We start from the raw sequence: 15,520 nt of genomic DNA on the forward strand, positions 1-15,520 counted from the left end.
CCCCTCACTCCGGCGACACGCCCATGGCGCGCACCAGCCTGGCCTGCCTGGGAATCTCCGTGTCCAGGTAAGCCTGGAGCCGGGAGGGCGGGCCGGAGCGGATCTGGATGCCCATGTCCTCGATCCGCGTGCGCGAGGCTTGGTCGGACAGCACCTGGTTCAGCGCCTTGTTCAACTGATCCACGATGGGCGCGGGCGTGCCCGCGGGCGCGAGCAGGGCGAAGCAGGTGTCGCTCAGCAGGTCGGGGAAGCCCTGCTCCACGGTCGTGGGAACCTCGGGAAGCACGGACGAGCGCTCCTTGGAGAAGACGGCCAATACCTTCATCTCCCCTGCGCGCGCATGGGGAACCGTCATGGGGATCACCGGAAAGATGGCGTCCAGGCGGCGCCCCTTCATGTCGGTCAACGCCGCGCCGGGCGATTGGTAGGGGACGTGCACCAGGCGGTCTCCCAGGTCGCGGTTGAGCATCTCGGCCGCGATGTGCCAGGAGCTGCCGACGCCGGTCGTTCCATAGCTGAATTTCTCCGGTTTCTCCTTGGCCAGCCGGTTGAACTCCTGGAGCGAGGACGCGGGGGAACTCTTGTCCACGGCCAGCACGTTGGGCGTGCAGCCGATCATGCCGACCGGCGCGAAGTCCTTCTGGGGACTGAAGCCCACCTCCTTGTAGAGCGCCAGGTTGGTCGCCATCGGTCCGGTCCAGCTGATCGTCAGGGTGTAGCCATCGGGGCGCGCCTTGGCGCCGTAGACCATGCCCACATTGCCGCCTGCGCCGGGCTTGTTCTGGACGATGAACGACTGCCCGATGCGCTTGCCGATCTCTTCAGAGACGTAGCGCGTCAGCGGATCGGAGGAGCCGCCTGCCCCTGCGGGCAGCACCATGGTGATGGGGTGCGCCTTGGGCCAGGCGGCGTCGGCCTGCGCCGCGGTGGCCTGCAGGGCCGCGAGCGCGGCGATGGCGGCGTAGGCGTGGCGTGTTCTCATGGAGTCTCCTGTGTGGTGTGGACGGCTTTTTCGGCGAACGAGACGGACCAGTCGACCAGCGTCCGTGGAACGAGGCACGAGTTCAGCCCGATGACGGACCGGACCCGGGAGCCGCTCGCCGTGGTCGCCCACTTGCCGGTTCCATAGAGCCCGTTGACGGCCAGCGGGTCCACTTCCTTGCGCAGCAGTTCGGCCTGTTGCCGGGTGCTCGTCTTGATGGCCACCCGCAGGACCACTTCGTAGGGCGCATGCGCGGACGGCGGCGTCGCTTCTCTGTGGACGGCATTGACGCCGATGTAGTCGAACCGCATTTCCTGCGCCTGCAGCCCCGCCGATGCCAGGCGCTGCCGCAGGATGGACTCGGTCAGCTGCGCGCGCTGGTGCGCTCCGGGGCCCGCGAAGATCACCATTTCCTCGGTCATGTAGCCCTCGCGCACACCGACGAGCGCCTTCAGCGTGTCCGGCTTCGGAAACCCCGCGCCTTCCGCGATGTGGACCTCCACCGTGTCGGGCGCGATCTGCGTGAACGAGACGGCCCCGAAGTCCGTGGTGCAGTCGGGGCCGATGTACGCGCCCGGGTCGTGGACCTCGTAGAGCAGTTGCTCCTTGCACGTCGCGGGGCTCAGCAGGCCGCCGCTGCCGCGCTGCTTGCGCAGCACGATGCGTTCGGGCGATACGTCCGCGATCGGGTTGCCGACGTGCGCCAGGTCGGGCACGTTCTTGTAGCCGGGGTCGGCGAAGTAGCCGCCCGCCAGCTGGGCGCCGCATTCCATGAGGTGGCCGACGACCATGCCCCGTGCCATCTGCTGGCTGTCTCCCGTGTCCCAGCCGAACTCGTGGGCGAGCGGCCCGAGGTAGAGCGCCGCGTCGGCCACCCGGGTCGTGATGACCACGTCCGCGCCCTGCTGCAGCGCCTGGACGATGCCCTCGCATCCCAGGTAGGCCTCGGCGGAAACGATACCGTCCTCGAGGTCGGCGATGGCCTGGCCGTTCTCCGAGAACCGCAGGCCCAGTCCGGCGATGCGGTCGGTGAGGATGCCTCCCGAGACGGCGGCCACGCGCAGGTCCGCAATGCCGAGTTCTCCGGCCAGTTCCTGCACGGCCTGCGCGGCAGCATGAGGGTCCAGCCAGCCCTGGTTGCTGATGATGCGGATTCCGCGCTGCTTGCATTCGGCCAGCACGGGGCGCAGGCGGTCCAGCAGGTAGGGGTCGTAGGGCGGGGTGGCGTGGCCGTCGTTGAGGGCGACCTGGGCGGCGCTCATCGTCACTTCGGACATCGATTCGAAGCAGAGGTAGTCGATGGCCTCGTCCCGCACGAGAGACAGCGCGGGCTCGAAGCGGTCGCGTGACCAGGCCGTGGCTGCCGCGAGGCGGATCGTGCCTGCCGGCTTGGCGGCATCCCCGGATGGCCTGCTGCGCGGCCCTTCCTCGGTGGCCGGCCTGTCCTTGCGCTCCACGTAGCCTGCGGGCACCCGCACCGGCAGCATGAGCATGAGGGACGACAGGGCCTTGCCCGATTCTTCGAAGGCCAGCGTCCGCGACCGGCCTCCTTCGAGCACTTCGTCCAGCACGAAGTTGAGGGCGCCGATGCGCGGCACTTCGTACCGTGCGATGCTGCCGCGGGTGATCGGCCCGAAGACCTTGCGCACCGCGTCCACGGTGACTTGCTCGCACAGCAGGCCGTAGTCTTGCGGTTCGTAGGCGATGACCGAAATCATCGAGCTGTTGCCTTTCTCGCCGGAGCGCGCATGGGCAACCTCCCTGAGGCACACGGTTTTCGTTGCGGGCGAATTCATTGCGCGGTGGCTCCTGTCGTCTGGATCACTTTGGCCCATTTGGCGATGTCCGCTTCCACGAACCGGCGGAACGCCTCCGGCGTATCCACCGCCAGCGTGAACCCTTGCGCGCCGAACTGCCTGGCCATGCCGGCGTCGCGTGCCGCGTCCACGAGGGACCGGTGGATCTTCGCGATGACGGCGTCCGGAGTGGATGCCGGGGCAAAGAGCCCCATCCATGCGCTGGCGTCGAAGCCGGCGACGCCTTGCTCGGCAGGCGTGGCCACGTCGGGCAGCAGCGGCGTGCGCTCTGGTGCCAGCACGGCAATGGCCTTGAGCTTGCCGTCGCGGATATGGGGCACCAGGGCAGGGGTCTGGTAGAAGATCAGGGGCACGTGGCCGGCGATGGTGTCGGTGATGCCCTGTCCGACCTCCTTGTAGGGAACGTGGCTCAACGGGGCGCCGGTGCTGAGCTTCAACAGCTCTCCGGCCATCTGCCCCGAAGATCCCACGCCGCCCGTGGCGTAGCTGAGGCTGCCGCGCGCCTTGGCGTAGGCCACCAGCTCCTGCAGGTTGTTGACGGGCAAGTCCTTGTTGACGGCGAGCAGGTTGGGGAAATAGGCCACCAGCGAGATCGGCTTGAAGTCCCGCATGACGTTGAATGACTGGTCCTTGAGCAGCGATGCGTTGATGGAGTGGGACGAAATGGTTCCCATCACGAGCGTGTAGCCGTCGGGCGGCGCCTTGGCCACGAAGGCGCTGCCCAGCGCGCCGCCTGCGCCGGCCCGGTTCTCGACGACGACGTTCTGCCCCAGTTCGCCGGCCAACTGCTTGGCCAGCACCCGGGTGAGGATGTCCGTGCTCGAGCCGGCCCCATAGGGCACCACGATGGTGACCGGGCGGCTGGGGTAGCTCGCGGGCTGCGCTGCGCCAGCGGCGGCCCAGAGCATGGCGAGCGTTCCCAAGCCCGTGTACAAGAATTTCGACGCGATCCGGCGCATGGCATGTCTCCTTGTGGCGCTTGTGCGAGAGCGCCTTTTCGGACGCATCCTAAGAGCCGCACCGTATTGCAGCAATTAATAAATCTGTAAGAATTGATCGCAGGAGATGATCAATGCTGCAACGATGGCCTCCCGAGCTGCGCCGGGTGAACCTGAACCAGCTGGTGTCCTTTGCGGCCGTGGCCCAGCAGCAGAGCTTCCGCCGCGCAGCGGAGCAATTGCACGTATCGCAATCGGCCCTGAGCGTTCACGTCCAGCACATCGAGGCTGCGCTGGGGGTGAAGCTGTTCGTGCGCGATACCCGCTCCGTGGCGCTGACGCCGGAGGGCGAGCGCCTGTACGGCGCGGTGGACGTGGCAGGCAATACCCTGGCACGCGTCATACGGCAGCTCAAGGACGAGGCTGCCTTGCGCGCAGGCTCCGTGAGCGTGGCGGTGTTGCCCTCGCTGACGGCCACGTTCATGCCGCAGGCCATGCGCAGGTTCCGGGAGCGGCATCCCGGGATCGAGGTGCGGATGTGCGACGTGGACTCCCAGCGTGCCCACGAGAAACTGGTGAATGCCGAGGTGGACATTGCCGTCGTGTCGCGCCGCGAGAGATCCGAGGGCGTCGATTTCACTGCGCTGTTCGAGGATGAACTGGTGGTCGTGGTGCCAGACGCACTGCCGGAACTGGCAGGCCGCAAGACGCTGGCGCCGAAACAGCTGGCGGCCTATCCGTTGCTCCTCAATCCGCGCGGCGTGGATCTTCGTGAAATCATCGAGGAACGCTTCCGCTCCGCGGGCCTCGCCGTGGAGCCTGCGCAGGAACTGACCGGTACGTACCCGCTGGTGTCGCTGGTGCGCCTGGGCCTGGGCGTGAGCATCCAGCCCCGGGTAGCGCTGCATGGCGTGAGCCTAGAGGGGTGCCGCCTGGTTGAATTCCGGCCGGCAACCGTCAGGGAGATCGGGCTGCTGCTGTTGAAGGATGCCCCCCATTCGCCGGCGACGCTGGCGTTCATGGAATGCCTCAAGGCAATGGATACGGCGGATCTGTCGAGGCCGGCGCCCAGGAGGGCGCGACGAGGCGTGTTGTCCGACACCGCCAAGGCCCTATCGATGAAATAGTGTGCCCCCGGCTCCGCCGGCGCGCGCCGTAACCCTGGGAACCCGAAGGAACCTCATGCCAAACGAAAAAACCGAAACACCGGCGCCTCCCGCGGAAGACATGGCGGCACGCCCCGCCCCGCGCCTCACCTTCGCCGCGCCTGTGGTGGTGCCCTCGCTCGTGGTGCTGGGCCTGCTGCTGGTGGGGTGCGGCCTGTTCCCGCAGCAGGCCGACCGGTTTTTCTCGGGCATGCAGGCCTGGGTGGTGGGGCATTTCGACTGGTTCTACAGCGTGGCGGTGACGCTGTTCCTCGCCTTCCTGGTGCTGGTGGCGGCCAGCCGGTTCGGCGACATCCGGCTGGGGCCGGACGATGCCAAGCCCGAGTTCAGCTTCCTCTCGTGGACGGCCATGCTGTTCGCGGCGGGCATGGGCATCGGGCTCATGTACTTCGGCGTGGGCGAGCCGCTGCAACACTACCTCAAGCCGCCCACGGCCCTGCCCGATACGCCCGATGCGGCGCGCGAGGCGCTGCAGTCCACCTTCTTCCACTGGGGCTTCCACGCCTGGGCGGTGTACGGCACGATGGGGCTGGTGCTGGCGTACTTCGGCTTCCGCTACAACCTGCCGCTCACGATGCGCTCGGGGCTGTACCCGCTGCTGCAGCAGCGCATCAACGGGCCCATCGGCCACACGGTGGACGCCTTCGCGCTCGTGGGCACCATCGCGGGCATCGCCACCACGCTGGGCTACGGCGCGCTGCAGCTGGCTGCGGGCATCGGCCTGATGACCGACTGGAACACCGACACCGCGCTGTTCCGCGTGGCGGTGGTCGTGGTGGTCGTCTCCCTGGCGGGGCTGTCGGCGGCCTCGGGGCTGGACAAGGGCGTGCGCGTGCTCTCCGAGTTCAACCTCTGCCTCTCGTTCGTGCTGCTGGCCTTCGTCATCGTCTGCGGGCCCACGGTGCACCTGTTCCAGGCGCTCAGCGAGAACGTGGGCAACTACCTCTCGGGCCTGGCGCAGATGTCGCTGCGCACCTTCGCCTACGAGTCGCCGCAGGAGCCGGGCTGGTACGGCCAGTGGACGGTGCTCTACTGGGCATGGTGGATCTCCTGGTCGCCCTTCGTGGGCATGTTCATCGCGCGCATCTCGCGCGGGCGCACGGTGCGTGAGTTCATCGTGGGCGTGCTGCTCGTGCCCACCGCGTTCAACCTGCTGTGGATGACGGCCTTCGGCAACAGCGCGATCTGGATCGACACCCACGTGGCGCAGGGCGCGCTGGCGCAGACGGCCGGCAACGTGGACGCGCTGCTGTTCCGCTTCTTCGAATACCTGCCGTGGGCCAAGGCCGTCTCGTGGCTGGCCATCGTGCTGATCGCGGTGTTCTTCGTCACCTCGGCCGACTCGGGCGCCTACGTGGTGGATGCCATCGCCACGCGCGGCAACCCGCGCTCGCCCGTGTGGCAGCGGCTCTTCTGGGCGGCGGTGCTGGGCGTGACGGCCGCGGTGCTGCTGGTGGCAGGCGGCCTCAAGGCACTGCAGGCGCTGACGCTGGGCGCGGCCCTGCCGGTGGCGGCCATCATGGTGGCGCTGTGCTGGGGCCTGTGGCGCGGCATGCAGGCCGACCGCGCGCATTCCGCCCAGGAGCTGGCGCATGCCACGAACTTCTGGAGCGGCCAGCACTGGCGCAAGCGCCTGGAGCAGATCGTGCACCAGCCCACGCGCGAGGACGTGCTGCGCTTCATGCACAGCGTGGTGCTGCCCGCGATGCGCGACGTGGCGGCCGAGCTGGACCGCCGCGGCGTGCAGGCCCATGTGCAGGACGACACCGCCACCGGCGAGGGTGAGGGCGAGGCCGCGTCGGTGCGCCTGACCATCCCCATGGCCGAGCTGCGCGACTTCGTCTACGGCGTGCGCCCCGTGCGGCGCAAGCTGCCGGGCTTCATGCTGACGGAGGTGGCGCAGGACGAGGAGCGGCGCTACGTGGTGGAGCCCGTCACCTTCTTCGCCGACGGGCGCCAGGGCTACGACATCCAGTACCTGCGCGGCGAGGAACTCATCGCCGACATCCTGCGGCACTACGAGCGCTACCTGTCCGTGAGCGCTGACCGGCGCACTCAGCTGCTCAACCGCGCACCGGGCCACACCGACCCTGCGTAACCGCGCATGGCTGTCATATGACAGCCATGCCACAGAAAAACCCTGAAGAAAAACGTAACGCCGCTGTCACGACACGCCTCTAAACTGCCGCGATGTCACTGATCGAGCTTGACGCGGTTGCCAAATCCTGGGGGGCGACCACCGCATTGCAGTCCATGCACCTGCGCATTGAGCCAGGTTCCTTCTGCGTGCTGCTGGGTCCCTCGGGCTGCGGCAAATCGACCACGCTGCGCATCATCGCGGGGCTGGAGACGGCCACGTCGGGCCGCGTGCTGATCGACGGGCAGGACGTCACCCACCGTCCGCCCGCGCAGCGCGGCATCGCGATGGTGTTCCAGAACTACGCGCTGTTCCCGCACCTGACGGTGGGCGAGAACATCGGCTTCGGCCTCTCGGTGCGCAAGGTGCCCAAGGCCGAGGCGGCCGCGCGCGTGGCCCAGGCGGCGGAGCTGCTGGGCCTGGCGCACCTGCTGGAGCGGCGCCCCGCGCAGCTCTCGGGCGGGCAGCAGCAGCGCGTGGCGCTGGGCCGCGCGCTGGTGGCGCAGGCGCGCGTGTGCCTGATGGACGAGCCGCTCTCCAACCTCGACGCCCAGCTGCGCCAGGAGATGCGCACCGAGCTGCGCGAGCTGCAGCAGCGCCTGGGCCTCACCGTGGTCTACGTGACGCACGACCAGACCGAGGCCATGAGCATGGCCGACCAGGTGGTGCTGCTGCACCAGGGCCGCGTGGAGCAGTGCGCGCCGCCGCGCGCCGTCTATGCCGCGCCCGCCACCACCTTCGCCGCGCGCTTCATCGGCACGCCGCCCATGAACCTGCTGCGGCTCGACGCGGGCCGCATCGCGGGCACCGACATCGCCGCCGGCCCCGCGCACGCGCACTGGCTGGGCCTGCGGCCCGAGGCGGTGGAACTGGCCGACGCGGGCGTGCCCGCCGCCGTGCAGAGCCAGGAATACCTGGGCGCCGACGCCGTGCTGCGCTGCGCCGTGGGCAGCGAGACCCTCACCGTGCGCGCGCCGGGCCAGCAGTTGGCCGCGCACGGCCAGCCGGTGCACCTGCGCTGGCAGGCGCACGACCAGCATTTCTTCGATGCCGACGGCCAGCGCATCGCCATCTGAACTCCAAGGAGCCTTCCCATGCAACGCAAGACCTTCCTGCAAGCCGTTTCCGCCGCCGCCCTGGCTGCCTGCGCCACGGGCGCGCTGGCCCAGACCGTGGAGGTGCCGTTCTACTACCCTGTGGCCGTGGGCGGCCCCATCACCAAGGTGATCGACGGCTACGCCGAGGCGTTCAACAAGGCCCACCCCGGCATCAAGGTCACGCCCATCTACGCGGGCACGTACCAGGAGACCATCGTCAAGGCGCTCACCGCGCACAAGTCGGGCAAGCCGCCGGCCACCTCGGTGCTGCTGTCCACCGACATGTTCACGCTGATCGACGAGGACGCCATCGCCCCCATCGACGACTTCGTGAAGACCGATGCCGACCGCGCGTGGCTCAAGGGCTTCTACCCCGCCTTCATGGCCAACAGCCAGACGGGCGGCAAGACCTGGGGCATTCCGTTCCAGCGCTCCACCGTGGTCATGTACTACAACAAGGAAGCGTTCAAGGAAGCAGGGCTCGACCCCAGCAAGGCGCCCGCCAACTGGAAGGAGCTGAAGGAGGCCGCGCGCAAGCTCACCAAGAAGGACGCGGGCGGCAACGTCACGCAGTACGGCATCCAGATCCCCTCCACCGGCTTCGCTTACTGGATGCTGCAGACGCTGACCACGCCCAACGACGTGCTGCTGGCCAACGAGGCGGGCACCAAGGTCACGTTCGACAACCCCAAGGTGATCGAGGCGCTGGACTTTTGGGTCAACCTCGCCAAGGACGGCGTGCACCCCAAGGGCGTGGTGGAGTGGGGCACCACGCCCAAGGACTTCTTCGAGAAGAAGGCCGCCATCATCATCACGACCACGGGCAACCTGACCAACGTGAAGGCCAACGCCAAGTTCGACTTCGGCGTGGCGCAGATCGCGGGCAATGTGCGCAAGGGCGGCTCGCCCACGGGCGGCGGCAACTTCTATATCTTCAAGAAGGCTCCCAAGGAGCAGCAGCAGGCCGCGTTCGAGTTCGCCAAGTGGATCACCCAGCGCGGGAACGCCGCGCAGTGGAGCATGGACAGCGGCTACGTCGCCGTCTCGCCCGCCGCCTACGACACGCCCGCGCTGAAGAAATATGGCCAGGAATTCCCGCCCGCCCTCGTCGCGCGCGACCAGCTGCCCGTGTCGGTGGCCGAGTTCTCCACGCACGAGAACCAGCGCGTGACCAAGGTGCTGAACGACGCCATCCAGGCCGCGCTCAACGGCACCAAGACCTCGGCCCAGGCCCTGAAGGACGCGCAGCGCGAGGCCGACCGTATCCTGCGCTCCTATAAGTGATGAACGCGTCGCCCAACGCGGGAGCCAGCCAGCGCGCAGTGCATGCGTGGCTGCTGTTGCTGCCCGCGCTGGCGCTGCTGGTCGCGTTCACGCACTGGCCCGCCGTCGCCACGCTGATCGACAGTTTCTTTTCCACCCCGCGCGGCGCGCGTCCGGCCGAGTGGGTGGGGCTGGAGAACTATGCGGTCATGGTCGACGATCCGGTGTTCTGGCAGGCCGTGCGCAACAACCTCTGGTTCGCGGGGGCGACGATTCCGCTCTCCATCGGCCTCGCGCTGCTCATGGCGCTGTGGGTCAACGAACGCATGGCCGGCCGTACGCTGGTGCGCATGGCCTACTTCACGCCCACGGTGCTGCCCATGATCGCCGTGGCCAACATCTGGCTGTTCTTCTACACGCCGCAGTATGGGCTGCTGGAGCAGTTCACCGGCGCGCTCGGCATGCCCTCGCGCAACTGGCTGGGCGACCCGTCCACGGCGCTGGCCTGCGTCACCGTGGTGGCGGTGTGGAAGGAGGCCGGCTTCTTCATGATCTTCTACCTAGCCGCGCTGCAGACGCTGAACCCCAGCCTCAAGGAAGCCGCCGCCATCGAGGGCGCGTCGCGCTGGTATTTCTTCCGCCGCGTGCAGTGGCCACTGCTCATGCCCACCACGCTGTTCGTGCTGATCAACGCGGTCATCAACGCCTTCCGCCTTGTCGACCACATCTTCATCCTCACGCGCGGCGGGCCGGACAACGCCACCACGCTGCTGCTCTACCACCTGTACGAAGTGGGCTTCAAGTTCTGGGACACGGGCTACGCCGCCGCCATCACCGTGGTGCTGGTCGTGGTGCTCGCCAGCGTGGCGCTGATCCAGTTCTTCGTCCTGGACAAGCGGGTGCACTACAAGTGAAGGCGCCTGCGAACACCATCTACGGCGCCACCTGGCTCGACACCCTGGCCGCATGGGTGCTGGCCGTGCTGTGGATCCTGCCGCTGGCCTACGCGGTGTGGACGGCCTTCCATCCCGCCGAGTACGCCACGCGCTTCGACCTGGCCGCGCCGTGGACGCTCGACAACTTCCGCCACGCGTGGGAGGCCGCGCCGTTCGCGCGCTACTTCCTCAACACCGTGCTGCTCGTCGCCATCATCCTGGCCGCGCAGCTCGTGCTCTCCACGCTCGCGGCCTATGCGTTCGCGCGCTACGACTTCCGGGGCAAGAACGTGGCCTTCGCGCTGGTGCTGGTGCAGCTCATGATCATGCCGGACATCCTGCTGGTCGAGAACTACAAGACCATGGGGCGCCTGGGCCTCGTGGACACGCTCACCGCCATCGGCTTGCCGTACTTCGCCTCGGCCTTCGCCATCTTCCTGCTGCGCCAGACCTTCATGGGCATCCCCAAGGAGCTGGACGAAGCCGCGCGCGTGGAAGGCGCGAGCGCGCTGCAGGTGCTCTGGCGCGTCTACGTGCCGCTCGCGCGGCCGGTCTACACCGCGTTCGCGCTGGTGTCGGTCAGCTTCCACTGGAACAACTTCCTGTGGCCGCTCATCATCACCAACAGCGTCGAATCGCGCCCGCTCACCGTGGGGCTGCAGGTGTTTTCGTCCGTGGAGCAGGGCGTCGAATGGTCGATCATCACTGCCGCCACGCTCATGTCCACCGCGCCGCTGCTCATCGGCTTCATCCTGTTCCAGCGCCAGTTCGTGCAGAGCTTCATGCGCGCCGGAATTAAATAACAGTCAAATCGGCCTCCAGCGCTTATATAGAAAGCGCGAGCAGCTATCGTTTTTGAGATTGCAGCATGCAAATCGTCACCTGGAACACCCAATGGTGCCGCGGCCTGGACGGCCGCGTGGACGTGGCGCGCATCGTGCGCCATGCGCTCGGCATGGGCGACGTGGACGTGCTCTGCCTGCAGGAAATCGCCGTCCACTACCCCGGCCTCGCGGGCGCGCCCGGCGACCAGCTCGCCCAGGTGCGCGCGCTGCTGCCGCCCGGCTGGCAGGTCTTCTTCGGCGCGGCGGTCGATGAATGGACGGCTGCGGGCCGCCAGCGCTTCGGCAACCTCATCGCCACGCGCCTGCCCGTGCTGCAACTGCGCCACCACCCGCTGCCGTACCCGCACGACGCGGGCGTGCGCAGCATGCCGCGCATGTGCACCGTGCTCACCGTGCGCGATGCGGCGCTGGGCGCGGTGCGCGTGATGACCACGCACCTCGAATACTTCTCCAAGCCCCAGCGCATGGCCCAGGCCCTCGCCCTGCGCGCCCTGCACCTGGAGGCCACGGCCCAGGCCGCGCGCCCGCCGCAGGACGCGCGCGACGGCTCGCCCTTCCAGTCCAAGCCGCACACGCCGCATGCCGTGCTCTGCGGCGACTTCAACCTGCAGGCGCACGAGCCCGAATACGCCGCCATCGCCGCGCCCCTCTCGCCCTTTGAGGCCGCCGGCTGGGCGCAACCCGGCACGCCGCCGCTGCACGACGCCTGGCGCCTGCTGCACCCCGCCGAGCCGCAGCCGCCCACGTTCTGCCTGTTCGACCGCACCTACGCGCCCGAGCCGGTGGCCTGTGACTTCGTCTGGGTCAGCGATTCGCTCAAGGGCCGCGTGCGTGCGATGGATGTGGATGTGCAGACGCAGGCGTCGGACCATCAGCCCGTGCTCTTGTCGCTGGGGTGAGACGGAGGGTCCCGGCGCTGCTCCACGGGAGGCTCCCACTCGGCCCAGTCCGGCCCGAACAGCTCCGACGGATGCTGCGTGCGGTCCGACCCGTTGCCGCAGGCCATCGCATCCGCCGCGCAGTAGCGGTCGCAGCCCCAGCAGATCAGCTCGGGGCGCGCGGGATGGATGGGGAACTTCTTGTGGCTCATGGCAGTGGGTGCATGCAGTCTGGTGACCCGCTGCGAGTGGGGTTTTGATATGCATCAAATCCCCCGGGGCCGCTCCACGGCGCTTACGATTCCGGGGTTTTCCAACGAAAGACGCCACGCCATGCTCATCGGCCTCGCCGCCAACCGCCTGCACCACCACACCGAAGACGCCGCGCTGTTCGCTTTCCTGCGCGCCTGCGAGGCGGGCATCCGCGAACTGAACATGGGCCTGCACGCCGTGGGCCGCACGCACGATGCGATCGCCGCCGCCGGCATGCTGCGCGGCTACGCGCCGCTGGTGCGCTATCCCTACGGGCGTGACGGCGGGCTCATGAAGCTCGTGGCCGAGGTGGTGGGCATGCCCGAGCCGGGGCGCACGCTGGATGGCGCGATCTACCTCATCGACCCGGTGGACCCGTCGTCCATCTTCCCCGAGGCGCTGGCGCTCAAGCGCCAGTGCGTGATCCACGGCAAGCCGTTCCTTTCCACCGTGGCGAGCGCGCGCGACTGGGTGGAGATGGAGCGTATCCATGCGGGCCTGCCACCCGACCGCAACGCAGACCGCTTTCACGACCACGGCGCGCAGACGCTCGCGCTGATCGCCCACGACGCGATGAAGAGTGCCATGCTCGACTTCGCCGCGCGCAACTTCGACCTGCTCTCGCGCTTCGGCCGCCGCGTGGGCACGGGCACGACGGGCCAGCGCCTCAACGAGATGGCATGGAGCCGGGGCTGGCCCGCGGACGTGCCCTGGGTGCAGCGCTTCAACAGCGGCCCGCTGGGCGGCGACGCGCAGATCGCCGACCTGGTGCTGGAGCGGCGTTGCCACCGCGCGATCTTCTTCGAGGACCCGCACGTGGCACGCCAGCACGAGGCCGATATCCAGCTGCTGGAGCGCGCCGTGACCACGGCCACGCACGATGCGGTATGCGCCACCACGCCCGCCGTGGCGCAGCGCTGGTGCGACGCGGCCCGCTTGCGCGCCGGACTCTGATGCGTCGGGCGTCGATACGTCGGGCGTCGATACGTCGCGCGTCGATACGCCGGGCGTCAATGCGCCGTGCGCTCGCCGCCGTCTGGCTGGCCCTGGCGGCCGCGTGGGCGCACGCGCTGCCCACGTTCGACGAGGTGCGCGCTGACTTCCGTCCGTCCGAGACGCTGGTGCTCTCGCGCGAGGGCGAGGTGATCCAGCGCCTGCGCACCGACGCCACGGTGCGCCGGGGCCAGTGGCAGCCGCTGGCCGCCGTGTCGCCCGCGCTGCGCACGGCCCTGGTACTGAGCGAGGACAAGCGCTTTTACGAGCACAGCGGGGTGGACTGGGCCGCCGTCTCCGCCGCCGCTTGGGGCAACCTGTGGAACCAGCGCACGCGCGGCGCGAGCACGCTCACCATGCAGCTCGCGGGCCTGCTCGATGGCGACTGGCGCCAGGGGCCGGGCGGGCGCACGGTCACGCAGAAGCTCGGCCAGGCCATGGCCGCGCAGGTGCTCGACCGGCGCTGGCGCAAGGACCAGATCCTGGAGGCGTACCTGAACCTCGTGCCGTTCCGTGGCGAGATCGTGGGTATCGACGCGCTCGCGCGCACGCTGTTCGGCAAGGCCGCGCACGGGCTGGACGAGCGCGAGGCCGCCGTCGCCGCCGCGCTGGTGCGCGCGCCCAATGCCAAACCTGCGCTCGTCGCCCGGCGCGCCTGCGGCGTGCTGCGCGAGATGCGCAAGGGCGCGGACTGCGATGCGCTCGACCTGTTCACCACCGCCGCCTTGCAGCGCCGCGCCTTCGACGCCAGCGAGGGCATCGCGCCGCACTTCGCGCGCCAGCTGCTGCGCCGGACCGAGCCCGGCGAGCGCGTGCGCTCCACCGTCAGCGCGCCGCTGCAGCGCGTGGCGGTGGAGACGCTCACGCGCCACTTGCGCGAGCTGCGTGGGCGCAACGTGGAGGACGGCGCGCTGGTGGTGCTGGACAACGCCACGGGCGAGGTGCTGGCCTGGGTGGGCTCCTCCGGCGCATTGAGCCAGGCGGCAGAGGTGGACGGCGTGCTCGCCGCGCGCCAGCCGGGCTCCACGCTCAAGCCCTTCCTTTACGCGCAGGCGATTCAGCAGCGGCGCCTGACCGCCGCTTCGCTCATCGAGGATTCGCCCGCGCAGATCAGCACGGCAGGCGGCCTCTACATCCCGCAGAACTACGACCGGCAGTTCAAGGGCTGGGTGTCGGTGCGCACGGCGCTCGCCGCCTCGCTCAACGTGCCGGCGGTGCGCACGCTGGTCATGGTGTCGCCCGATGCGTTCTTCGCGCAGCTGCAGCGCCTGGGCATGCCGCTGCAGGAGTCGGGTGGCTACTACGGCTACAGCCTCGCGCTGGGAAGTGCCGAGGTGCCGCTGCTGCACCTCACCAACGCCTACCGCGCGCTCGCCAACGGCGGCAAGGCCAGCCCCGTGGCCTTCGCCGCCACGCCGCGCCCGCAGCGCACGCGCGCGCTGGATGCGGACGCGGCCTTCATCGTGGGCGACATCCTCTCGGACGCCAACGCCCGCGTGCGCACCTTCGGCACCGACAGCGTGCTCGCCACGCGCTTCTGGACGGCCGTGAAGACCGGCACCAGCAAGGACATGCGCGACAACTGGGCCGTGGGCTGGTCGCAGCGCTACACCGTGGGCGTGTGGGTGGGCAATGCCAGCGGCGCCGCCATGCACGACGTGAGCGGCACCAGCGGCGCGGCGCCCATCTGGGCCGACGTGATGGGCTGGCTGCACCGCACCACGCCCAGCCGCGCGCCGTCGCCACCGCAGGACGTGGTGCGGCAGCCCGTGCGCTACGGCTCTGCGCCCGATGGCGGCTGGCTGGAGAGCGCGCGCGACGAATGGTTTCTGCGCGGCACGCAGCAGTCGCTTTTTGCTATGGATAAGGGAGCTGCCAGCGCTCACCAGGAAAGCGCTGGAGGCCAAAAAGACCTTCAACCTTCCGCGCGCATCCTCGCGCCCGCGCCGGGCACCATCGTCGCCCTGGACCCCGACATCCCGCCCGCGCGCCAGCGCCTGCGCTTCGAGGCTGACAGCGCCGCGGTGCGCTGGCGCATCGACGGCAAAACCGTGGGGCAGGGCGCCCAATGGGCCTGGCTGCCCTGGCCCGGCCGCCACCGCGTGGAGCTGACGGACGCGCGCGGCCAGGTGCTGGACCGGATCCAGATCGAGGTGCGCGGCGCCGGCGTGCGCACTCGTGAGTAGCATGGCCGCTACACTGTTTCCTCCTGTTTCG

General features: G+C 69.1%; 13 protein-coding genes. 9 read left to right on the forward strand and 4 right to left on the reverse strand.

The window, feature by feature from the left end; all coding sequences use genetic code 11:
• Positions 1-4: 4 nt before the first annotated feature.
• The 3 genes from AAG689_RS03250 to AAG689_RS03260 are packed head-to-tail and all read right to left on the reverse strand — an operon-like array spanning position 5 to position 3,758.
• Entirely contained in the window at positions 5-982 is a 978-nt protein-coding gene (locus tag AAG689_RS03250) for a Bug family tripartite tricarboxylate transporter substrate binding protein (protein ID WP_406624739.1), read from the reverse strand.
• Positions 979-2,778 (reverse strand): acyclic terpene utilization AtuA family protein, encoded by a 1,800-nt coding sequence (locus AAG689_RS03255; protein WP_406624740.1) that lies wholly within the window; start codon positions 2,776-2,778, stop codon positions 979-981. The genes AAG689_RS03250 and AAG689_RS03255 overlap by 4 nt, the downstream gene beginning before the upstream one ends.
• Positions 2,775-3,758 (reverse strand): tripartite tricarboxylate transporter substrate binding protein, encoded by a 984-nt coding sequence (locus tag AAG689_RS03260; RefSeq protein ID WP_406624741.1) that lies wholly within the window; start codon positions 3,756-3,758, stop codon positions 2,775-2,777. Before AAG689_RS03260 ends, AAG689_RS03255 begins: the two co-directional genes overlap by 4 nt.
• Before the next feature lie 113 nt (positions 3,759-3,871).
• On the opposite strand from AAG689_RS03260, the gene AAG689_RS03265 reads away from it, so the two are divergent.
• From AAG689_RS03265 to AAG689_RS03295, 7 genes are all read left to right on the forward strand, one after another.
• Positions 3,872-4,864, forward strand: coding sequence for a LysR family transcriptional regulator (locus AAG689_RS03265; RefSeq protein WP_406624742.1), 993 nt, complete (start codon positions 3,872-3,874; stop codon positions 4,862-4,864).
• A 100-nt stretch (positions 4,865-4,964) separates the two neighbouring features.
• Positions 4,965-7,001: a BCCT family transporter gene (locus AAG689_RS03270; RefSeq protein ID WP_406624743.1), complete on the forward strand. Its 2,037-nt coding sequence runs from the start codon at positions 4,965-4,967 to the stop codon at positions 6,999-7,001.
• Between the two features lie 92 nt (positions 7,002-7,093).
• Positions 7,094-8,116: an ABC transporter ATP-binding protein gene (locus AAG689_RS03275; RefSeq protein ID WP_406624744.1), complete on the forward strand. Its 1,023-nt coding sequence runs from the start codon at positions 7,094-7,096 to the stop codon at positions 8,114-8,116.
• Positions 8,117-8,134: 18 nt separating this feature from the next.
• Positions 8,135-9,421 carry an ABC transporter substrate-binding protein gene (locus AAG689_RS03280; protein ID WP_406624745.1) on the forward strand — a complete coding sequence of 429 codons (1,287 nt, stop codon included), beginning with the start codon at positions 8,135-8,137 and terminating at the stop codon, positions 9,419-9,421.
• The gene (locus tag AAG689_RS03285) at positions 9,421-10,314 is read left to right on the forward strand and encodes a carbohydrate ABC transporter permease (protein WP_406624746.1); all 894 of its coding nucleotides are present in this window, start codon (positions 9,421-9,423) and stop codon (positions 10,312-10,314) included. The genes AAG689_RS03280 and AAG689_RS03285 overlap by 1 nt, the downstream gene beginning before the upstream one ends.
• The gene (locus tag AAG689_RS03290; RefSeq protein WP_406624747.1) at positions 10,311-11,138 is read left to right on the forward strand and encodes a carbohydrate ABC transporter permease; all 828 of its coding nucleotides are present in this window, start codon (positions 10,311-10,313) and stop codon (positions 11,136-11,138) included. Before AAG689_RS03285 ends, AAG689_RS03290 begins: the two co-directional genes overlap by 4 nt.
• Before the next feature lie 65 nt (positions 11,139-11,203).
• On the forward strand, positions 11,204-12,079 hold the full coding sequence (locus AAG689_RS03295; protein WP_406624748.1) for an endonuclease/exonuclease/phosphatase family protein: 876 nt from the start codon (positions 11,204-11,206) through the stop codon (positions 12,077-12,079).
• Here the strand turns inward: AAG689_RS03295 and AAG689_RS03300 are convergent.
• Positions 12,052-12,270 carry a DUF3079 domain-containing protein gene (locus AAG689_RS03300; protein ID WP_406624749.1) on the reverse strand — a complete coding sequence of 73 codons (219 nt, stop codon included), beginning with the start codon at positions 12,268-12,270 and terminating at the stop codon, positions 12,052-12,054. The two genes, AAG689_RS03295 and AAG689_RS03300, sit on opposite strands and share 28 nt — an antisense overlap.
• Positions 12,271-12,391: 121 nt before the next feature.
• Between AAG689_RS03300 and AAG689_RS03305 the strand changes: the two genes are divergently transcribed.
• Both AAG689_RS03305 and pbpC read left to right on the forward strand, forming a co-directional pair.
• A complete protein-coding gene (locus tag AAG689_RS03305) occupies positions 12,392-13,264 on the forward strand; it encodes a methylglyoxal synthase (protein WP_406624750.1) in 873 nt (290 codons plus the stop codon).
• A 59-nt stretch (positions 13,265-13,323) separates the two neighbouring features.
• On the forward strand, positions 13,324-15,489 hold the full coding sequence (gene pbpC, locus AAG689_RS03310; RefSeq protein ID WP_406624751.1) for a penicillin-binding protein 1C: 2,166 nt from the start codon (positions 13,324-13,326) through the stop codon (positions 15,487-15,489).
• Positions 15,490-15,520: the final 31 nt, after the last annotated feature.

The sequence above is a fragment of the Acidovorax sp. SDU_ACID1 genome (assembly GCF_045291395.1).
Taxonomy (GTDB): domain Bacteria; phylum Pseudomonadota; class Gammaproteobacteria; order Burkholderiales; family Burkholderiaceae_C; genus MR-S7.